Here is a 19,954-nt window from a genome sequence, read left to right as displayed (position 1 = left end):
CAGGGTCGCGTCCGCGTCATCGAATCGCACATGGTTTCACGGTGCGGTGTGCCGCCGACGCAGATAAGGGTGGCGGCACTCCTACGGGCGCCGCACCCCCGTCGCGCCCCTACGGACGGAGATAGGACGCGCCGTTGGCGTCGAGGATGGCTCCCGATGACCACGCTGCCTCCGGGGAGGCGAGCCAGAACACCGCTGCGGCGATCTCCTCCGGGGTCCCGACCCTGCCGAAGGGGCTCTGCGCGCGGAGGGCGTCGCCCTCGGCTCCGTCGAGCTTCGCCAGTTGGCGAGGCGTCGCCACGAATCCGGGCGCGACGGATGTCACCGAGATCCCATGCGGAGCGAGAGCGACCGCCAGCGACTGGCCGAGCGCGTGAAGGCCCGCTTTGCTGGCTGCGTACGCCGGGAATTCGGGTTCACCGCGGAAGGCGCCGCGCGACCCGACGTTGACGATGGCGCCAGGGGCGGGGCGATCGATGAGGTGATTCGCGAACGCCCACGCCAGATTTGCGGCACCCAGAAGGTTGACCGTCACCATCTGATGAAAGGCAGCACTCCAGTCCTCGTACGAGGTTTCGCCGATCACGTGGCGATTGGTGCCGCCCGGAGCGACCGCCGCATTGCACACGAGGACATCGAGCGGGCCGACCGCCTCGATCGCGGCTGCGACGATGGCGCGCCCGCCGTCGGCGACCCCCACGTCGCCGGTCACGGCCGCATGGCCGGTGCCATGGAGGGAGCGGAGAGTCTCCTCGGCTCCGGCCTCATTGCTGGCGTAGTGCACTGCCACACGATCGCCGGCCTCAGCGAACCGTCGTGCCACGGCGGCGCCGATCCCGCCGGAGCCTCCCGTGACGAGGACGGCCCTCATGGCGCGTCGCCTCCCACTCGCGCTTCGACGACGAGAGTCGCTCCCGGGCGCCCGGCAGAACAGGTCAGGTCTCCCCCTTCGGTCCGGCGCGGTAGCGCCACCACGACGCATCCGAACCTACCCAGTTCTTCGAGGGGCGCGGGCCGCTGGCGCGGTGACCCGGCGTTGCGGCCCTCAGCAGGCGAGCGCGGCAGCACCCTACTCTCCGTGCTCGAGGATGTACTCCGTGAAGCCGGGGACCGTGAAGGACAGCCGGCCGTGGCGTGTGGCGTCGATGATGCCCTTGCTGAGCAACCGGTCACGCGGCACCGAAATCGCCTGAGTCGTCGTTCCGAGATGAGCGGCGACGTCTTCCCGCTTCACGTCCACTCCCCCGAGCACTGCGATGGCGCGCAGTAGCTCCCGCTGCTTCGTTGAGGCGTTTCGCCACCGGGCGGAGAACAGCGAGCGCATCTTCTCGTCGACGTAGGTGATGCCCGCTTCGACGTGCCCGAGGGTGATCCGACCCCGTGGGTCCGGACGACCTGCGGCGACCCACGCGCCTTCCCCCACGAGCTGCACCTTGTACGGATATCCCTGAGCGGCCTTCACCCCGGCGATGACGGCCTCCTGCTCCCACGTCACGCCGATATCGGCTGCAGGCTTGTACAGAGCGGTGGCGGCACCGCCTTCGTCGATCCCGAACAGCTCGGTGAAGTCGAAGCGCTCACTGAATGTGACAGCCGAGGTGATGTGGTCATGGCTGCCCGGGAGTCCCACGCTGAAGAGGCCTGCCGCGGGTGGCTCCTTCGCGCTTGCGAGTTCCTGCCATGCGACTGAGACCGCACGAAGACTCGGCTTATCGCCCGCCTGAATCTCATCGATGAGGATGACCAGCCCCGCGCCCCCGGCTTCGCGGATGGCTCCGACCACATCTGTGACGACCGACATGAAAACCTTGCCGGCTGCCGGGGCTTTCTGATGAGCAGGTTTGATGGTCACCCCCGCCCTGACCGGCCCACCGCCAATGGTGATTGTCGCACTGTCGATGAGCCCCGCAAGCTCGTCGAGACGCTTGGTCTTCGGGAGCACCTTCCGCATCTCTTCGAGGATGGATGCCGCGAGGATCTCCCCCTCGACGGCCGTGACCCAGACCGTCTCGATCCCGTGCCGCTCGAACACTCGCTGCGCTTCTCGCAACAGCGACGTTTTACCCACGCCTCTGGCGGCGTAGTCCACTCGGACACTGCCGATGAACTGACCCAGTTGCGCGATGAGTTGCGCTCGCTCCTCATAGAACGCCAGCTGTGCTGTACGGCCGGGAACCGTCTTCGCGACGACTCCCGGCGTGTATGGGCTCGGCTGCGGCATCGCTCTCCTGTGGCTCAGACTTATACATCTGCCCGAAGTATAAGTTCGCGCCACAGGCACGTCGAGGCGTTCGTGAGCGCGTCGGTTTCCAGCATCATGGCGGAGGGAATGCTCGCCTGAGGTGCCCGCCGGCACCGTGCTCGCACTGAGGGCGGCCGGGCATCACGTCGGTGACATGAGGCAGGGTTGAGGGCATGACCTTGACGACGCCCACGCGGACAGAGGCACTCGATGTGCTGCGCGCCCTGGTCGGGCGTGACGACGCCGACTTCCACGACGGCCAGTTCGAGGCCATCGATGCCCTCGTCGACGGTCACCGCCGCGCACTCGTCGTGCAGCGCACCGGATGGGGGAAGTCGGCGGTCTACTTCGTCGCGACCCTGCTCCTGCGCCGGCGCGGCGCAGGGCCCACCGTGCTGGTCTCGCCCCTTCTGGCGCTCATGCGCGACCAGATCGCCGCGGCGCAGCGGGCGGGTGTGCGGGCGGTCGCGATCAACTCGACGAACGCGCACGAGTGGGCTGACGTGCTGGCGCAGCTCGACCGCGACGAGGTCGACGTGCTGCTGGTCTCGCCCGAGCGACTGAACAACCCATCGTTCCGCGACGAGCAGTTGCCGCAGCTGGTGGCGAGGATCGGGCTTCTCGTCGTCGACGAGGCACACTGCATCAGCGATTGGGGTCACGACTTCCGCCCCGACTATCGGCGACTTCGCGACCTCATCGCGCGCATCCCCGCGGGGGTCCCGGTCCTGGCGACGACTGCGACCGCCAACAGCCGCGTCGTGGCGGATGTCGCCGAGCAGCTCGGCGTGCCCGACGAGAGCACCGGCTCACCCGAGGTCCTCATCATCCGCGGTGCCCTCGCGCGCACGTCGCTGCGACTCGGCGTGCTGCGGCTGCCGAACGCGCCGACCCGGCTCGCGTGGCTTCTCAGCCATCTGGGCGAACTCCCCGGCTCCGGAATCATCTACGCGCTCACCGTCGCGGCGGCCAACGACACGGCCCGCCTCCTGCGCGACCGCGGGTACGAGGTGCGCGCGTATACCGGTCAGACCGATCCGGACGAACGCGAGGAGTCCGAGTCGCTCTTGAAGGACAACCGGGTCAAAGCCCTCGTCGCCACGAGCGCTCTGGGCATGGGATTCGACAAACCCGACCTCGGGTTCGTCATCCATCTCGGCGCGCCCTCATCGCCCGTGTCGTACTACCAGCAGGTCGGCCGCGCAGGGCGCGCCACCGCCTCGGCGGATGTGCTCCTCCTTCCCGGCGTCGAAGATCGCGACATCTGGCACTACTTCGCCACCGCGTCGATGCCCGACCGAGACCGGGCCGAGCGCGTGCTCTCGGCCCTTTCGGCCGCGGGGAGCCCGCTGTCGACGCCGTCGCTGGAGGCCATGGTCGACATCCGACGTACACCGCTGGAGCTGCTGCTGAAGGTGCTGGATGTCGACGGGGCGGTCGCCCGCGTGCGGGGCGGATGGATCGCGACCGGCCGACCGTGGACGTACGACGAGGACCGCTACCGACGGATCGCCGCGGAGCGCATCGCCGAGCAGCAGCACATGATCGAGTACGAGGAGACCACCTCGTGCCGCATGGAGTTTCTGCAGCGCTCCCTCGACGACGACACCGCGACGCCGTGCGGACGCTGTGACAACTGCGCCGGAGCGTGGTTTCCCACCGCGATCGGCGACGACGCCACGGATGCTGCATCCGCCGCCCTCGATCGTGTCGGCGTGCCGCTCGAACCGAGGCGACAGTGGCCGACCGGCGCCGACCGGCTCGGCGTCCCCGTGCGCGGCCGCATCCCCGCTGAGGAGCAGGCCGACGAAGGCAGGGCGCTTGCCCGGCTGACCGACCTCGGATGGGGTGGAACTCTCCGCGAGATGTTCGCGGCGGGCGCCGCGGATAGCCCGATCCCGCCGAACGTGCTCGCCGCCTGCGTCCGAGTGCTGGCCGACTGGGGGTGGGCGGAGCGCCCGGTCGCCGTGGTGGCGATGCCCTCCCGGTCGAGGCCGCAGCTCGTGGACTCCCTGGCGCGCGGAATCGCGGACATTGGGCGGATGCCGATGCTGGGAGCACTGGATCTGGCGGAGGGCGGGCCCAGCGGCGGGCCGGGCGGCAACAGCGCCTTCCGGCTCGCGGGCGTCTGGGAGCGGTTCAGCGCAGCAGCTCTGGCCGTTCCGACCGGCCCGGTGCTGCTCGTCGACGACCTCGTCGACAGCAGGTGGACGGTGACGGTCGCGGCGCGTGAGCTGCGCCGAGCCGGGGCGACGGCAGTCCTTCCATTCACCCTCGCGCTCCGGGGCTGACGGCCTCCGCCGCTTTCCGTGTCACGTACCGCCTACCCGGGTTGGAGCGGGGACGGAGGGGTTTGGACGCCGTCTCTCACCCCGCCGGGTCGTAATCCATGAAGTCGCCGACGACCGAGATAGAAGGACCGAGCTCGTCCTGAAGCGCACGCACCAAAGCGTTCCCCTCCTCAATCCAGCGGCGCCCCACCTCGGGGTCGGGCCATCGAACTTCGAAGACCGGATCCAGGACGGTCTGCCACGTGAGGTTCCACGCCCGGATCCGCTGACGAAGTTCGACGGGCAACTCGATCGCCATGGGAACCCGGTCCTCGCCACCCCACTCCGGAAAGAGGACGAGAGTACGGGACCGCTGCTCGGGCGTCACGTCGGTCATGCGCACAGCCTAAGTAAACGTCGCCCTGGTCATAGGGGACGATGACTATTTCTCGCGGCTCGATACCGCCGATCAGCTCCTCGGACATGCCCAACTCCTTTCGTGCGTGACCGACACCGGTCACGTCTATCGGAACAGCGCTGGCGTCAACTGAGGAGGCGCCTGCGGTAGCCTTCCGCGACTGCGGACGCTCGATCGCGGACGCCGAGTTTGTCGTAAATGTGCTGCAGATGGGTCTTGATGCTCGCCTCGCCGATGAACAGGGCCGACGCAGCGTCCTTGTTCGAGCTGCCATTGGCGACCAGCTGCAACACCTGTTTCTCCCGGTCTGTCAGCGTCCCGGACTCTGTTCGCTGGACCTGGCGCATGAGATGCCGTGTCACCGACGGTGCGAGGACGGACTCGCCACGCGCCGCGGCACGGACGGCCTGTTCCAGCTCCTCGGGTAACGCATCCTTCAGGAGGTAGCCCGCGGCCCCGGCCTCGATCGCGGGGAGGACGTCGCTCTCATTGTCGAACGTGGTGAGGATCAGCACCCGCGCGTGTGGCAGTTCCTCGCGCAGGACTGCGGTCGCTGTGACGCCGTCGCTCTCGGGCATGCGCAGGTCCATCAGGATGACGTCCGCTGCGAGCTGTTTCGCGCGCTCGACGCCCTCGAGACCGTTACCGGCTTCTCCGACCACCCTGATGTCGTCGACGCCGGCGAATGTGTCGCGAAGTCCGCCCCGGACGATGGGATGGTCGTCGACGATCACGAGCCTGATCATCGAGCCTCCTCACTGGCTGCGCCGGCAATGGCCGGTACGCGCGCGCTCACCGATGTGCCTTCCCCGGGTGCGCTTTGCACCTCGACATGACCCCCGACGCCACGGATGCGCTGGCGCATGCTGGTCAATCCGAAGCCGGTGCGGGTGGCCTCCGCGTATCCGAGGCCATCGTCCCGCACGTCCAGCAGCACCTCGGTGCCGACATAGGACAGGGTGACGCCGACGCGCGTGGCGTCGGCATGCTTCCCAACGTTGGTCAGAGACTCTTGGGCGACACGGAACAGCGCGACCTCGATCGCTGGGCTGAGCGGCGCGTGGGTGCCGGTGACCTCGACACGCGCCGGAATCCGCTCCTGCTTCGACCACTGCTCGGTCAGGGTGCGGATCGCTTCGGGCAGCTGAGCACGACCGAGTTCCTGAGGTGCGAGTGCCTGCACGGATCGTCTCGCTTCGGTGAGCCCGGTGCGCGCGAGACGGAGCGCCTGACTCACGTGCTCCTCGCGTTCAATCGGACTGCTCGCGCGGCGCTGCGTGGCCTGGAGCTGGGTGATGATCCCCGCGAATCCTTGCGCGAGGGTGTCGTGGATCTCTCGGGCGAGTCGCTCACGCTCATCCTGCACTCCGGACTCCCGCGCTTGGTTGACGAGCTGCGCATGCAGTCCAGCATTCTCATGCAGTGCCTGCTCGAGTTGTGCGATGAGCTCGTCACGCTTGCGCTCCTCAGTCTCGTTGCGGCGCGAGATGGGGATGCCAACGCCGATCGCTGCCGTCTGCACAACGACGATCAGGACGAGCATCACGAACGTCTCGGGAGTGGGGTCTGGCCGGAAAAGCGTCATCCCGTTCAGCGCGGTCGACGTCGCGAAGACGGCGACCAGCCCCAACAGCCACGGGGAGAGCAGGTACGCATGGAAGAAGCCCGCGATCGTGAGGATCACGAAGACCTCTGAGTACGCCATGAGGGCGATACAGAGCCCGAGCAAACCCAGGAAGTAGATCGCAGCAGGAACCGGACGGACGGCGTGCCGTGCGATCGGCGCCGAGCTTCCTGCCGCGATCCATGCCGCCGAGGCGGCGAGCAGCCCGAGGACGGTTGCGCCCTCGGGCCAGAACTCGGCGCCGGTCGACGGGAGCGCCCACGCGAAGTAGACCGCCGTCGAGGTTGCCAGGAGCAGCCATGGCGTGCACAGCTGCAGCAGGTCCCACGAGCGCAGCTGCTCCGTCTTGTGCGGACTCACTCGGCCTCGATTCCCCGTCGTTGGCGGTCGGGCTACTCCCACCGGAACAGCTTCGCGGCGATCCCGCTCGCGACCACAGCGATAGCGGCCATTATCCCAATCTGCACCCAGAAGGGCTGACCGACGCTGGTGAGCTCCCCCGCGACCGGAGACCACGCTTCGATGAACGCCTGCAGTCCCGGCGGCACGAAATCCCCGACTTTCTGCAGAGTCTCGGGCATCGTGTACCGCGGCAGGAATGCCCCGCCGAAGAACATCAGCACCACGAACAGCAGCGTCCCGATCGTCGAGGCTGCGCTGCTCGTGCGCACCAGCGCGGCGGTGATCATGCTGATCCCGAGCACCGCCGCATATCCGACGACGAAGGCGACAGCGAACGCGAGCGGCCGCTGCGGCGGGGCGATGCCGAGCACCGCCCACGCCACAGCGATCATCAGCGCGGCGCCGACGATCACCGAGACGAAAGACACGATCATCTGCGCGAGCAGAATCCGCCGTGGATGCACCGGCGTCGTGGACAGCCGCCGTAGGATGCCGCGCTCTCGGTACGTGGCGATCACGCTCGGGATGTGCTGAACGGCGATCATCACGATTCCGAACACCAACGCCGTCGGAGCCCAGGCGTCGATCGCGCGGAGCCCGCCGAGCTCCGGCGGCGTTTCCCTCAGCGCCGGAATGACGCTCAACGCCAGCAGCAGCCCTGTGGGGAACAGCACACCGAAGAACACCGTGGTCGGGTCGCGCAACAGGAGCTTGGTCTCGACCTTGAGCATCGTCGTGAGAGCACTCATGGCTCAGGCTTCCTTCGGGTGGGTGTTCTCGGATCCCGGTGCATGACCGGTGAGGGTGACGAACGCGTCGTCGAGACTGGCCTGGTCGACTCGCAGATCTTCGGCCACGATCTCTGCGCGCGCGAGCGCGCCGGCGACGCTGGTGAGCAGCTGTCCGCCGCCGGTGACGAGCCAGGTCCCCTCTGTGACTTCGACATCGGACACGTCAGCGAGACTCATGAGGACGTTCCTGTCCAAGGGCTGTCGGACTCGGAAGCGGACGTGCTGAGCCGTGCTCGTCTGCGCGATCAGCCCAGCTGGGGTATCCACCGCAGCGACGCGGCCGCCGACGATGACGGCGATCCGGTCACTGAGACGTTCCGCCTCGTCCATGAAGTGCGTGACCAGCACGATCGTGACGCCCCGCTCCCGAACGCGCTCGATCAGGCTCCACGTCTCGCGTCGCGCCTGGGGATCCAGACCGGTCGTCAGTTCGTCCAGGATCGCGACCTTCGGATTCCCGACCAGCGCGCACGCGATCGACAGACGTTGTTTCTGCCCACCCGAGAGTGACTTGTACCGCGTGCGACGCTTGTCCGACAGGCCCAGAAGATCCACCAGCTCGTGCCGGTCGGCGGGATCCCGGTAGAACGAGCTGTAGAGCTCGAGGGCCTCGTCGACGGTGATCGCGTCCGGAAAGCTGCTCTCTTGCAGTTGCACCCCCAGCCGTTCCCGCACCTGCGCGCGCTGCGTCTCGGGGTCGAAACCCAAGACGCGAACCGCACCACGATCCGGTGTCCGCAGACCGGCGATGCATTCCACCGTCGTTGTCTTCCCGGCACCATTCGGGCCGATGATGCCGAAGATCTCCCCCTCCTCGACAGTGAAGGAGACGTCATCCACGGCGACGCGCTGACCGTAGCGCTTGTGCAGGTTTCGTACTTCCAGTGCGCTCATACGGTGACGCTACAAACGCAGCAGGTCGCGCCGCGTCGATCATCAGGGTGGAGAGAGGGTTGATTCCGCCATCAACCGAATGGTGGATGGCGCGGAGCAGGGGGCGCTCCACCCTGGGCCAGGTATGGGCTGGATGGTGGCGGGGACTCTGCCGGGTAAGTGACACAACCACAGATCAGGAGTCACCTAAACCTCCAGCAGTCCCTCATTATGGTCGCCTACACGAGCGGCGAAGTGCGCCATCCAACGGTCACGCCACCTTCTGTAGTACCCCACTCACGGTCGTCACCGCTGCAAGAAACCATCACGCCTGACTCCACCAACTCTAGAAAAACTGTCCGGAACAAGTCGCCAGTCAAAGGATGGAGTTGTCGACATGGGCAGTAGGTGAATACGTCGAGCTACCCGAACTTGGGCAGCTTCTCCGGCACCGACGTGGACGGCATGACGCGGTAGGTCTTCAGAACTTGCGCCATGGCCTTCTGGAACGCGTCCGCATTAGCCGCAGACGAAGTTTCCTTCGTCGGTTCGTCGAGAGTCACGACTACCACGAACTCCGGGGCATCGGCGGGAGCGAAGCCCACCATCGTCGTGAAGTACACACCGGTCATGTAGCCGCCGTTCAGAGGGTCCGCTTTCTCACCGGTACCCGACTTGCCGCCCACTCGGTATCCCGGGATGGTCACCCGGCTGGCGTAGGGCGCCTGCAGGAAGACGTTCTCGAGGATCGTGCGCATCTGTGCAGAGGTACTCTCGCTGATGACCCGCTCTGGCTGGGGCAGTTCGGGTTGGATAACGGTGCCGTCGTCGGTCGTACACGATTCGACGAGCGAGAACGGCATCTTCACGCCGCCGTTCACGATCGCGCCGTACGCGCGAGCAAGCTCGGGCACAGTTGATGTCAGACCTTGGCCGAACGAGGTGTTGTAAGCAGTTTGTGCATCCCAGTCGCTAACTGCGTGTACAAGACCCCGCTGTTCCTCTGGGTAGGAGCCGGTGCCGTCGCCGATGCCAAAGCGCTTGAGATAGTCGTATCGCGTCTGGATGGGAAGGGCGTCGCTGAACTTCGAGATGCCGGTATTCGAGGAGTCGATCAGCACCCCGGCGAGCGTGTATGCGTAAGCGGGGTGCTGAAAGGAGTCGCGAACGCGCGCGCCATCACGGAACTGCTCAAATCCCGAGGCAACGACGGTCGACGTCGGGCTCAGTTCGCCGGCCTCGAGCAGGGTTGCCGCGGCCAGAGCTTTGAATGGCGAACCCGGCTCGAACCAGTTGCGAAAGATCCGGCTGCTGCGGTCGTCCGATTCGGTCGGGGTTACATTGTTGGGGTCAACCGTAGGATACTCGGCCGCGGCCCGGACTTTGCCGGTGTTGGCCTCGTAGACGAGGATTGCGCCCGCCTGCGCGCCCATGTTCTGTGTTTGCTCGGCGATCAGCTGCTGCAGGTACCACTGGAGGTCCCGGTTGACCGTCAGCCGCAGTGTACCTCCGTCGACCGCCGCCTCATCATGCATGGTGCCCGGGATGATGACGCCGTCCTTCCCCTGCTGATAACGCCGCGTGCCGTTCGTCGAGGCGACGCAGTCGTCGTATTGCTTCTCAAGGCCCTCAAGCGCCTCCCCGTCGGAGCTGACGAAGCCGACGAGGTTTCCGGCCACAGCACCGTTCGGGTAGGCGCGAGCGGGGTGCGGCAGGCATTGAACGTACGGGGCGAGATCGATCAGCGCTCGGTACTGCTCGGTGTCCACGCCGTTCTTGAGACTTGCGAAGCGAGTCTTGGGATTCTCCGCCAGCGCAACAGACACTATGTCGCGCACCTCGTCGACGGTCTGCCCTGTGATCGAGGTGATGTCCACCGAGACGTTCTGCCACAGTCGTGCCTCGGATTCGCCGGCCATAATGTGGGTGTCGGTCTGCGTGATCAGCAGTGGGTCGAGCTGGCAGTCGTAGAGGAGGATGCTGCTCGCCAGTGTCTGACCTTCTTCGTCGACGATGGGACCGCGGGTGCCGTAAAGCTCCTGAGTCCCCGTGAACGCCCACTCCATCGAGTCGGCGACGTGATCCCTGGCATTGACCACCTGGATATCGACCAGGCGGATGATGTATCCCCCTAACACTGCGAGTACGACGGCCAGGGCAACGGCGGTGCGCCGACGTGGTGTTCTCCTATCCTGCGTAGTCATCTGACACGCTTCTTTTCGGCTTTGTGGGTGCCGTGCGGATGAGATATGCGGCGTTCGGCGCGAGCCCAGAGCGATCCCTGCGCCTCGATCACGGCGCGTTGCCAGCATCAGTGCCGCACTGAGCCGCGGCGTAATCGACCACGATGGGGGCGCGGTTTGTAAGACTTCCAGCGCTCGGATTCGTTCGTATTGCGCGCGGTTTCGTGGCAGTCGATTCCTCGGTACAGGTCCCTGTGATGATGGTTGCAAACCCAGCTTCGAGCAGCATGAGCCTCGCCTCCTCAAAAGAGCGGCCAGCGACGTCCGGCACTGTGACCGCTTGCGCGTTGCTCGGGTTGATCGTCACGACCGTGCCGCCTGCGACCTTGCCGGGATTCGGGGTCTGCGCGGCCACCGTCCCCTCCGGTCTGTCGGAGTCCACCGGCTGGCCAACGACGACGCCGAAGCCGGCCGCCTCGAGCATGCTTCTGGACTCATCGACGGTCATTCCCAGCACGTCTGGTAGATCTTCGAGCACCTGACGCATCAGGTTCGTATCGGGGTCCGGGAACCGGTCTCCGCCGTAGGCCGCGTTGGCTGCGGCCTGGATCTGACGGGCGATCGGGTATCGCAGATCGTGAAGAACGTCCCGGTCGGTGTAGGTGCGGTCGAGACGCACCTCGCCGGTGGAGTTCCCGACCCAGACGACTGTGGCGACTCTTGTGCTCGCCTCCGCCATCCAGGTCTGCCAGTACTCATGAGTTCCCGTCTTGCCCATGACGGGGACACCGTCGCGGGGGCGCGCCGAGTCTCCGGTTCCGCCATACATGACGCCTTGCAGTGCTGTCGCAGCAGTAGCCGCGACGGCCGGATCCAGCACCTGCGTACAGATGCGTGCAGGTTTGGGCAACTCGTTTCCCTGGTAATCGGTGACCTTGTCGATAACCGTGGGCTGACAGTGGACGCCGTTGTTCGCGACCGTGGCAAACGCGCCGGCCATTGCGAGTGGCGAGACGTTGGCTGAGCCGATGACGTCGTTTGCGACGGCCATCGGAATGTCCGACCCGTCGCCGTAGGTGACGCCCATCTTCTTCACGACGTTGGCGATGTCGCACAAATCCAGCTCCGCGGCCATCGCAACATACCCAGAGTTGAGCGAGTCGCGAGTGAATTGCATCGGAGTACCGACATAGCCGCGGGTGCCACCGGAGTTGTTGGGTCGCCAATTCGACGTATTCGTCCAGTCGCCGGTGCAACTGTTGGTCATTCGCTTCGGCGGTCTCAGCACTCCATCGACGAGCTGATTCAGGGACTTGCCCTGCTCCAGCCAGTCGATGAGCGTGAAGAGCTTGAACGTCGACCCGGCGGGGAGCCCGTTGGATCCTCCGAACTGCAGGTCGCCTGCGTAGACGATGCTGGAGAAGTTGGGGTCGCCGCCGCTGTCGCCGTCGCGGAAGTTGGTGTTCTGCGCGATGGAAAGGACGCGGCCAGTTGGCACCTCGACGCTCGTAGCGGACGTTCCGAACGACATGCCTGGCAGCGAGCTCGGCGCCCACTCAGCGACGGTGTCGCGGGCGGGGTTCTGCACGCGCCAATCGAGGGTTAAGTAGATGTTGAGGCCGCCCTGGCGCAGGTTTTTGACGCGCTCTTCGGTCGTCTCGCCGAACGCAGGATCTCGCTCGACGACCATACGGGCGTACTGGCAGAAGTACTCCGCTCCGGTTGCGGCAGCGCAGCCGGTCCTGGGCGGAGTGATGCTCGGAGTGATTGGCTCCAAGACTGCGGCGCGGTACTGCTCCTGTGTGATCCGGCCGTCGTCGAGCATGCGGCTGAGCACGTAGAGCTGACGACCCTTCGTGGCCGAGTAGCCGTCGGCGGCCAGGAGGTACTGCTCCTGCGTGATCTCACCGCGGGCGAGCATGGTGTCCAGGGCGGCAAGCTGGCCATCCTTGACATCATCAATCGCACCATCCGGTGCCTTGTTGAACGCCACGTCTTCGGCGCCGAACATCGAACCTGTCGGCTTGTCGATGCGGTACGTGTTGGGATTCTGCACGATACCTGCGAGCGTCGCGGCCTGCGGGAGACTCAGTTCGGCAGCAGACACGCCGAAGTAGTATCGAGCGGCGGCGTCGATGCCGTAAGTGGTGCCGCCGAAGTTCGCGATGTTGAGGTATCCGAGCAGGATTTCGCTCTTGGAGTACTTCCGCTCCAGGGCGATGGCGTATCGCATCTCCTGCAGCTTCCGAATGATGCCCTCGTCGCCTTCGGCGGTCGTCGCCTCCGTCCAGCACTCCAGCAGAGCCTGCTCACGCGTGATCTGGACGATCTCGCCGTTCTCGTCCTGCTTTTCGCCGGCCTCGGCGTCTCGCTCGCATTTCTGGATGAGAATGTTCTTGACGTACTGCTGGCTGATGGATGAGCCACCCTGCGTCTCGCCGCCACCCTGGGCGTTGGACAGGAGGGCGCGGGCGGTACCGATGAGGTCGACGCCACTGTGCTGGTAGTACCGAGGGTCCTCACTGGAGAGGATCGCGTCGTACATAACGGGCGCGATCTGGTCGAAGTCGACCTGAGACCGGTTCTGGTCGTAAAACTGGGTCAGCACCTGCTCTTCGCCGGTGTCGGGGTTCTTCACCCAAAACGTGGTCGGCAGCATCGGCTTTCCGATGTCGAGCACGCTGGGGAGGCGATCGAACATCGTGATCGCCGTCGACGTGGCTGCACCTGACAGTGCCAGCGCGGGCGTGAGGGATGCCGCCACGAGCACGCCCGCCACTGTGCTGAGGCCGGCGAGACCGGCGAAAGCTCCCAGAACGCTGCGGGCCGTGCGGCGGTCCTGGGTTTCGGGGCGATGCAACCGCTTCATGCCGCCAGTGTCGGCTGGCCGCGCGTATAACGACAAAGATGCGAATGCCGTTTTCTATGCGCGTTGGGCATACTGTTGCGGTTGTGGATCTGCTCAACGGCGTCCGGGCGTTCGCTGCCGTGGCGCGCCGAGGCAGCTTCTCCGCCGCCGCCGACGACGAACGCACCACCCAACCGGTCATCAGTCGCCGGATCGCGGCGCTGGAGGAGGTTCTGGGTGGTCCGCTGATCGAGCGCGACTTCCGCCCGGTTGGCCTCACCCCCCTGGGGCGGGCGCTGCTCAGTAACGCGCAGACCCTGCTCACCGCGGAACGCGCGCTCGTGGATGCAGCGGCGTCATATCGCCGTGGGGCGGTCCGGCTGCTTGTGCCGCCCTACCCCGACGCCGCACTGTGGGCCGCTGTGCGGCTGCGGGCGTCCGCGACCGGTGTGGAGCTGGACATCGAGGAAGACGGTCGGGATAGTCGGCTGCTACGACTGCGAGGTGGCGAAGTGGATGCCGCCATCCTCCCGGTCGAATCGGCGCGAGCTGACTGGCTGGTTCCTCTGGGGCTTGCCCAATCCACCGATCAGCGGCAGCTCACGCTCGCCTCCCTCCGCCCGACCCGTGCCGACCGGGAGCGCGCTGCACGGATAGTCGTCCTCCCGGAAGACGGCGAGGGCGCACTGCTTTCGACGCTCCGGGACACGACGGCCCGGTACGGTCTGGCCGCCCGACAGATCCATCACGCACCCGACCTTGTTCCTGCACTCGCTGGCTCCCTCGCGGGCGACGATTGGATCCTCTGCTCTCGCGCAGAAGCTGATGCCTGGAGGTTGACGTGGCTTCCTGTCAAGGAACTGCCACTGTCCCGCACCTATCGGCTGGACACGATCAGCCAGAGGGGCACAGAGTTGTTCGACATGAACCTTCGCCGCGACGTCGCAGCCGCTCTGGGAACTGCACCACTGCAGGACCGATGACCGATCTGACTCAGGAACCCGCTTTCGCGCCGGTGGTCTCACGCGCGGCCAGTGTGCTCGCAACCGCAGGGCTCTCCGGTTCACTCCTCGTGCGCCACCTCGGCACGGGGCACCAACTGGCCATCGATGCCGACCGGCCGTTCCCGCTGGCATCTTTGGCCAAGCTGCCGTTAGTCGCCGCGGCGCTCGATGCGGGGCGGCGGGGTGAACTTGACCTGGCGCAGCAAGTGACCCTGGACCACCGTTCGCGCTCTCGGGGTGGCCCAGGAATCGCCCGATTCACCCACCCGGCGACGCTTGCCCTCGAAGATCTCGCCAGGATCTCGATCGAGCACAGTGACAGCAGTGCTGCGGATGCGTTGTTCCGGTTCGTGCCCCCGCAGAGCGTCACCGCGTGGCTGCGTGCTGCGGGCATCCGCGGAGTGGTCATCCGCCACCCGATCGAAGACCTGTACGTGTCCCTGGCCGCTCAGGCCCGCTCAAGCGATGCGGCCGCGGTCCACTCTCTGGTGATATCTGCCGACCAGCTCGGGCATCCCTCACCGCTCCCTCAGCTCGACGTGGAGCTGGCCAATTCAGGTACGGCCCACGGTCTCGCCGACCTCATTCAGCAGTTGTGGGACGGCAGCATCGGCGACGACGTCGCCGCAGCCGTTCGCCACATGATGGCCGGAAACCTGTTGCGCCACCGACTGTCGCCTGACTTCGCCTCAGACGCCGCATCCTGGTCATCCAAGACGGGGTCGTTCCTTCATCTCCGACACGAGGCAGGCGTGGTCGAGCACGTGGACGGTGAGACGCTGATCGTTGTGGCACTTACCCGGAGCAGGATCCCCGCCACCATCCAGCCCGCGGCCGAGCATGCCATGGGTCAGGCAGCCCGCCTCCTTCACGACGAGCTCCTCGCCTGGTGCGCTGATCAATGAGTGGCGCGTACCGCCGCCGCACCGGTCGCGGGATCTTCCACGACACCGCCGACAGGAAACGGATTACGAGAGTGGAACGTGCCTGAGCGATCGAACAACCTCTCGCGGAGCAGACCATCGGCGCCGTTGCCCGTCACCTCCATGACGAAGTGAGGGTGTGCGACGCAGGCTCACCGTGAGCTGCGAGCCCTGAGAGGAGGTGCACGCGGCTGTTCTCGCCTACCGAAGTGGGCTACTCGAATGGCGGATGTCAATCGACGCGTGGACGTGAGCCTCAGCAAGGGCGGTACGGAAGACCGTGCGCTGTTTGATCAGCGCAGCGAATCAGTCAAGCACTGGTCATTGGGGCATGGTTCCGGCGGCGATGGATAGCTCGTTGCTGCGTACCGCTCACGCGGTGACTTCGCCGACGCTCAATAGTGCAGCGAATAGCGTCAGCAGTAGAGCCAAAGAGAACAGGACCCACCGGCGACCGAGCACGGCGAGAACCGCAGCGACTGCGGAGGCAACAGCAGCCGAGGCCGCTCCGGTCTTCCACGCAGTGACACTTGCTGGTCCCATGCCCGAGCCCGAGAGTGCGAGGCCGACAGCACTAGCAAGCAGGCTCCAGACGAGCGCCACCGTAGCCATCGCCGTGAGAATCCATAGGCACCAGCCTCCTATCCCACAGACACTTCGCCAGCGGGGCTCTGCTCGTCGCGTCACACTCGACCCCGACAGGCTGAGAAGTCAGTTCGGTGCAGGTAGCACCTGGCGCAGGTGTGCGTTGACCGTTCGCGTGCCGACATCGTTTGATCTTGCCCCATAACGTTTGTGGAGGCCTACAAAGACTGAGTAGTCACCGTGCGCGTCCCGATGCGGAGTTCCAGTTTTGCTCGCGACAGTCGCGAACGCGCGGGGTGTGGGGTCGGGATGGCACCCCCGCACCGCGAATCCCGTCGGCTCAGCGGACGAACGGCAGCCGCGGTTCTCATTCCAGCAGTCCGGACCGGTAGGCCAGAACGGCGGCCTGGACACGGTTGTCGATGCCGAGGTGCGCGAAGAGGGCCGAGAGATACTGTTTGACGGTGCCTTCGGAAAGGCTCATCTGAGAGCCGATCTGAGCGTTCGACAGCCCTCGGCCGACGAGGGCGAGCAACTCCAGTTGTCGCTCAGTGAGCAGGTCGCGAATCCGCTGGTTCTCCTGATCCGAACGCATCGCGGTGCGTTCCCGTGTCGCGAGCCAGCGCGCGACACGAGGGGAGAACACGCCACCGCCGTGGGCAAGCGCTCGGACGCCGCCGATCAACTGTTGCGGATCGTCGGATTTGAGCAGGAACCCGAGCGCCCCCGCGCTCAACGCATCGCTGATGAGCAGATCGTCGGAGAACGTGGTGAGCATCGCGACAGGAAGGAGAGGCTGACGCCGCTTGATGTCACGCAGCGCTTGGATCCCGTCGAGACGCGGCATCTGAATATCGAGGAGGACCACGTCCACGCGGTGCGCGGCGGCAGCTTCGGTGGCCTCGACCCCGTCCCCCGCCTCGGCCACGACCTGGATGTCATCAGCGGTCGACAAGATGCCGACGATGCCGGCGCGGACGAGTCGGTCGTCGTCCGCGATGAGCACGCGGGTGGGCTGCACGGACGGCGCGGAGATACCGGTCATGACGCGGGTATGACTCCCATACGCGTGACGGCATCGTCATCAAAGCAGACCACGTGAACGTCGCTGCGTTCGAAGAAGCTGACGTCGGATTCGTAGTAGCGACATTGCTCGCCGCTTTTCGGGGGGAACTGATCGCGTGGCGCGTCGAGGACTTCGAAGATCGGCAGCGAGAGCTCGACCTCCGCGCGTGGATCGCCGGGCTGTATCTCGGCGAACTGGGGCGCACTCACCACCGACAGCACGGTCGCCGCCGTCAGGTAGGCGAAGGTGACCGCCAGCACGGCGCCGAGGATCGCTGCCGGCAGCACGATAGCGACCCTGGTCGCCATCGTGCGACTTTGCGCCGCTTCATTCTCCGCGGCAACGATGTCCTCCGCCGCCGTGACGCGATCGGACGGGGAAGGTTTGGCGTCGGTGGGGAGGGTGAGCTTCAGAGCGAAGACGTCCGGCGAACGCCCCACCTCCAGAGTCCCGCCCAGCATCCCTGCGCGGTGCCGGATTCCGACGAGTCCGAACCCGCTCGACGGGGGCCGGTCGGCGCCATCCTGTGCAGGCATCGCATTGGAGACCTCGGCCACCATCGTCGAACCGGTGACATGGATGGCGATGCCGACCTGTTCGCCCGGCGCGTGCTTCGCGGCGTTCGTGAGGGATTCCTGAACCAGTCGTGCGACCGCAGTCTGCGCTTCTGCGCTCAGGATCTCCGTCAATCCCTCCGGAACATCGGTTGTCACGGGGATACCTGCTGAGCGTGCGCTCTCCACGGCGTCCATGATCGTGGGGACCCCCGTGCCCGTAGCGATCGCGCCGGGATCGCGGAGCAGACGTACGGCGTTCCCCAGCTCCTCCGCTGCCTCCGCTGAAGCCTGCCGCAGCTCAGTGACCGCGGCGCGGTCAGCCGGCGCCAGTGTCGAGGTGAGCGAGAGCTGCCCCAGCCGCACAGCGATCAGGGTGAGGCTATGGCCGAGCCCGTCGTGCATCTCTGCGGCCAGAGACATCCGTTCGCGCTGAAGCGCGGTCTGAATATCGTTCGACCGTCTTTCGGCTTCCATCGCGGCCAGCCTCCAGCCGCGGTGGAGATACTCGCGCCGGTGCCGCAGCACCGCAGCGACCGCCATTGGCCCGGTCAGGCACAGGGAAGTGAGAAGACCTGCGACCGTCCCGAGAGCGAGGTTCTCGATGGTCAAGCCCGGGAACTGCACGACGATCGCCGACACCATCACCCAGGTGACGATGGTGAGCAGCGGAACCTTCGGAGCCGCGAGAACCAGCACAACAGAACACACGATGATGATCGCCAGAGCGAGCAACGGTGCATCCACAAGCAGCCAGCGCGAAGAGAGCCCGGCCACCACGGCGACGACCGCGCCGACCCCGGGACGGGTACGGGCGCCCGCGGAACGCCGGTCCGGCGATTCGGTGGACATTCCACCAATCTAGGATGCGCCGCATACCTGCGAAGCTAACCATCGTCAGTGCAGACGTGCCCGATCGTCGGTTCTGCCGCACCTTCTCGCCCTCATAGCGTCGCAGTCATGATCGATCTCATCTGGACGTTGCTGGACCGAGCGGGAGAACACGCGACTCTTCTGCTCGTCTGCATCTTCCTCTTCGCCGCCATCGACGCAGCGCTCGGCGTAGGCGCCATCCTCCCCGGCGAGACAGGGATCGTACTTGCGGCGATGGCCCTCGCAGACAGCCCCTTGCATGTCGCACTGGCCGTCGTGGCCGCAGCAACCGGAGCCTTCCTGGGCGACCACATCGGCTTCGCCGTCGGCCGGAAACTGGGCCCACGCCTAGGCGAGACGAGACTGATCAAACGCCTCGGACAGGACAGGTGGATGACCGCGCGCGACTTCGTCGCCCGCCAGTTCTGGGTCGTCATAGTGGCTCGGCTCATGCCCGGCATACGAACCCTCGTCGCTGCAGCCGCTGGAGCATCCACCATCCGCTATCGGCGTTTCGCCGCGATCTGCGCAGTAGCCGCAGTCATCTGGGCCACGCTCTGGGTCATCGGCGGAGCGACGATCGGCCCGGTGCTGCTTCAGATCGTCGGCCGCTACACGATTCCGTCGCTCCTCGTCGCGGGCGCGGCAGTTCTCGCCGCCATCATCGTGCAACGCCGTCGCGCGCGGGTCCGCTCGTGAACCGTCCATCACCGCCCCCATGCGGTCAGTCCGAGTGGCGATCTTGCACGCCGGCATCGCGACGATCGAGCTGGCCACGCCGACGCACGCAACGAACATCGACGACGTCAAGGGCGCACCGCACACCCAGGGAGCGCTGCGGATCGCGCTGGAGGTCGAGAACACCGAGCAGGCTGTCGCGGCGGCGCGTGGCAGCGGCGCCGAGCTCATCGCTCCGCCGGTACAGACGCCATTCCAGAGCCTCAACGCCCGAGTTCAGGGAACCGCCGGCTGGCATGTGACGTTCTTCCAGCAGCTGGAGACCCTCGAGCAGCGCGCGAAACGCGAGGGTATCGCGACCGACGACGTCCGTGGGGGTGAGGCGGCGGCCCGCCTCGCCGATCGCCCGGGCGGTGGTCGGGCGCGCACCAGGCCCGGACTCGGTCGCGGCGACAGACCTATTCTTCGCGAGCGATCCGCGCACCGGCGCCGACGCGCGGTCACTGTCGTCATGCCCGAAGCCCGGAAGCGACGGTCAGCAGTTGTCGCGTTACACTCGGCACGAACGAGACACAGAGGCTGCACAAAATGCCAACTGATCCGGCCTTTTTGGCGGAGAC

General features: G+C 66.2%; 16 protein-coding genes. 4 read left to right on the top strand and 12 right to left on the bottom strand.

Annotated features, from left to right (window positions below):
• Positions 1-109 precede the first annotated feature (109 nt).
• Together E4V99_RS08860 and E4V99_RS08855 are read right to left on the bottom strand one after the other, a co-directional pair.
• Entirely contained in the window at positions 110-871 is a 762-nt protein-coding gene (locus tag E4V99_RS08860; protein ID WP_135069209.1) for an SDR family oxidoreductase, read from the bottom strand.
• A gap of 198 nt (positions 872-1,069) precedes the next feature.
• Positions 1,070-2,221 (bottom strand): ATP-binding protein, encoded by a 1,152-nt coding sequence (locus E4V99_RS08855; protein WP_135069212.1) that lies wholly within the window; start codon positions 2,219-2,221, stop codon positions 1,070-1,072.
• A gap of 194 nt (positions 2,222-2,415) precedes the next feature.
• On the opposite strand from E4V99_RS08855, the gene E4V99_RS08850 reads away from it, so the two are divergent.
• A complete protein-coding gene (locus E4V99_RS08850) occupies positions 2,416-4,533 on the top strand; it encodes a RecQ family ATP-dependent DNA helicase (RefSeq protein WP_135069215.1) in 2,118 nt (705 codons plus the stop codon).
• Positions 4,534-4,609: 76 nt separating this feature from the next.
• On the opposite strand, the gene E4V99_RS08845 is transcribed toward E4V99_RS08850, so the two are convergent.
• The 7 genes from E4V99_RS08845 to E4V99_RS08815 all read right to left on the bottom strand — a co-directional run bounded on the left by E4V99_RS08845 (position 4,610) and on the right by E4V99_RS08815 (position 13,672).
• Entirely contained in the window at positions 4,610-4,909 is a 300-nt protein-coding gene (locus tag E4V99_RS08845; protein ID WP_135069218.1) for a hypothetical protein, read from the bottom strand.
• 146 nt (positions 4,910-5,055) lie between these two features.
• Positions 5,056-5,676 carry a response regulator transcription factor gene (locus tag E4V99_RS08840; protein ID WP_135069222.1) on the bottom strand — a complete coding sequence of 207 codons (621 nt, stop codon included), beginning with the start codon at positions 5,674-5,676 and terminating at the stop codon, positions 5,056-5,058.
• Positions 5,673-6,914 (bottom strand): sensor histidine kinase, encoded by a 1,242-nt coding sequence (locus E4V99_RS08835; RefSeq protein WP_135069225.1) that lies wholly within the window; start codon positions 6,912-6,914, stop codon positions 5,673-5,675. The genes E4V99_RS08840 and E4V99_RS08835 overlap by 4 nt, the downstream gene beginning before the upstream one ends.
• 32 nt (positions 6,915-6,946) lie before the next feature.
• Positions 6,947-7,705 (bottom strand): ABC transporter permease, encoded by a 759-nt coding sequence (locus E4V99_RS08830; RefSeq protein WP_205805802.1) that lies wholly within the window; start codon positions 7,703-7,705, stop codon positions 6,947-6,949.
• Positions 7,706-7,708: 3 nt separating this feature from the next.
• Positions 7,709-8,641 carry an ABC transporter ATP-binding protein gene (locus E4V99_RS08825; RefSeq protein WP_135069229.1) on the bottom strand — a complete coding sequence of 311 codons (933 nt, stop codon included), beginning with the start codon at positions 8,639-8,641 and terminating at the stop codon, positions 7,709-7,711.
• A gap of 401 nt (positions 8,642-9,042) precedes the next feature.
• Entirely contained in the window at positions 9,043-10,824 is a 1,782-nt protein-coding gene (locus E4V99_RS08820) for a penicillin-binding protein 2 (RefSeq protein ID WP_135116986.1), read from the bottom strand.
• Between the two features lie 88 nt (positions 10,825-10,912).
• Complete coding sequence (locus tag E4V99_RS08815) at positions 10,913-13,672, bottom strand: transglycosylase domain-containing protein (protein WP_135069235.1); 2,760 nt, start codon at positions 13,670-13,672, stop codon at positions 10,913-10,915.
• Positions 13,673-13,755: 83 nt separating this feature from the next.
• Between E4V99_RS08815 and E4V99_RS08810 the strand changes: the two genes are divergently transcribed.
• Positions 13,756-14,634 (top strand): LysR family transcriptional regulator, encoded by an 879-nt coding sequence (locus tag E4V99_RS08810; RefSeq protein ID WP_167758103.1) that lies wholly within the window; start codon positions 13,756-13,758, stop codon positions 14,632-14,634.
• Positions 14,631-15,560 carry a serine hydrolase gene (locus E4V99_RS08805; protein WP_135069241.1) on the top strand — a complete coding sequence of 310 codons (930 nt, stop codon included), beginning with the start codon at positions 14,631-14,633 and terminating at the stop codon, positions 15,558-15,560. The genes E4V99_RS08810 and E4V99_RS08805 overlap by 4 nt, the downstream gene beginning before the upstream one ends.
• 970 nt (positions 15,561-16,530) lie before the next feature.
• Here E4V99_RS08805 and E4V99_RS08795 read toward each other — a convergent pair.
• Together E4V99_RS08795 and E4V99_RS08790 are read right to left on the bottom strand one after the other, a co-directional pair.
• The gene (locus E4V99_RS08795; protein ID WP_135116983.1) at positions 16,531-17,208 is read right to left on the bottom strand and encodes a response regulator transcription factor; all 678 of its coding nucleotides are present in this window, start codon (positions 17,206-17,208) and stop codon (positions 16,531-16,533) included.
• Entirely contained in the window at positions 17,205-18,635 is a 1,431-nt protein-coding gene (locus tag E4V99_RS08790; RefSeq protein ID WP_135116981.1) for a histidine kinase, read from the bottom strand. The genes E4V99_RS08795 and E4V99_RS08790 overlap by 4 nt, the downstream gene beginning before the upstream one ends.
• Positions 18,636-18,743: 108 nt before the next feature.
• On the opposite strand from E4V99_RS08790, the gene E4V99_RS08785 reads away from it, so the two are divergent.
• A complete protein-coding gene (locus E4V99_RS08785; RefSeq protein ID WP_135116979.1) occupies positions 18,744-19,355 on the top strand; it encodes a DedA family protein in 612 nt (203 codons plus the stop codon).
• Positions 19,356-19,380: 25 nt separating this feature from the next.
• Here the strand turns inward: E4V99_RS08785 and E4V99_RS08780 are convergent, their stop codons facing one another.
• Complete coding sequence (locus E4V99_RS08780; protein WP_135116978.1) at positions 19,381-19,818, bottom strand: hypothetical protein; 438 nt, start codon at positions 19,816-19,818, stop codon at positions 19,381-19,383.
• Positions 19,819-19,954: the final 136 nt, after the last annotated feature.

The organism is Microbacterium sp. dk485 (assembly GCF_004570445.1).
Lineage (GTDB): Bacteria > Actinomycetota > Actinomycetes > Actinomycetales > Microbacteriaceae > Microbacterium > Microbacterium wangchenii.
This window is presented reverse-complemented; position numbering and strand designations above follow the sequence as displayed.

Excerpts from the sequence above, each read along its gene's own strand:
- E4V99_RS08815 (WP_135069235.1), bottom strand. The coding sequence starts at position 13,672 with ATGAAGCGGTTGCATCGCCCCGAAACCCAGGACCGCCGCACGGCCCGC.
- E4V99_RS08795 (WP_135116983.1), bottom strand. The coding sequence starts at position 17,208 with ATGACCGGTATCTCCGCGCCGTCCGTGCAGCCCACCCGCGTGCTCATC.
- E4V99_RS08830 (WP_205805802.1), bottom strand. The coding sequence starts at position 7,705 with ATGAGTGCTCTCACGACGATGCTCAAGGTCGAGACCAAGCTCCTGTTG.
- E4V99_RS08845 (WP_135069218.1), bottom strand. The coding sequence starts at position 4,909 with ATGACCGACGTGACGCCCGAGCAGCGGTCCCGTACTCTCGTCCTCTTT.
- E4V99_RS08785 (WP_135116979.1), top strand. The coding sequence starts at position 18,744 with ATGATCGATCTCATCTGGACGTTGCTGGACCGAGCGGGAGAACACGCG.
- E4V99_RS08850 (WP_135069215.1), top strand. The coding sequence starts at position 2,416 with ATGACCTTGACGACGCCCACGCGGACAGAGGCACTCGATGTGCTGCGC.
- E4V99_RS08820 (WP_135116986.1), bottom strand. The coding sequence starts at position 10,824 with ATGACTACGCAGGATAGGAGAACACCACGTCGGCGCACCGCCGTTGCC.
- E4V99_RS08805 (WP_135069241.1), top strand. The coding sequence starts at position 14,631 with ATGACCGATCTGACTCAGGAACCCGCTTTCGCGCCGGTGGTCTCACGC.
- E4V99_RS08855 (WP_135069212.1), bottom strand. The coding sequence starts at position 2,221 with ATGCCGCAGCCGAGCCCATACACGCCGGGAGTCGTCGCGAAGACGGTT.
- E4V99_RS08825 (WP_135069229.1), bottom strand. The coding sequence starts at position 8,641 with ATGAGCGCACTGGAAGTACGAAACCTGCACAAGCGCTACGGTCAGCGC.
- E4V99_RS08840 (WP_135069222.1), bottom strand. The coding sequence starts at position 5,676 with ATGATCAGGCTCGTGATCGTCGACGACCATCCCATCGTCCGGGGCGGA.
- E4V99_RS08790 (WP_135116981.1), bottom strand. The coding sequence starts at position 18,635 with ATGTCCACCGAATCGCCGGACCGGCGTTCCGCGGGCGCCCGTACCCGT.
- E4V99_RS08860 (WP_135069209.1), bottom strand. The coding sequence starts at position 871 with ATGAGGGCCGTCCTCGTCACGGGAGGCTCCGGCGGGATCGGCGCCGCC.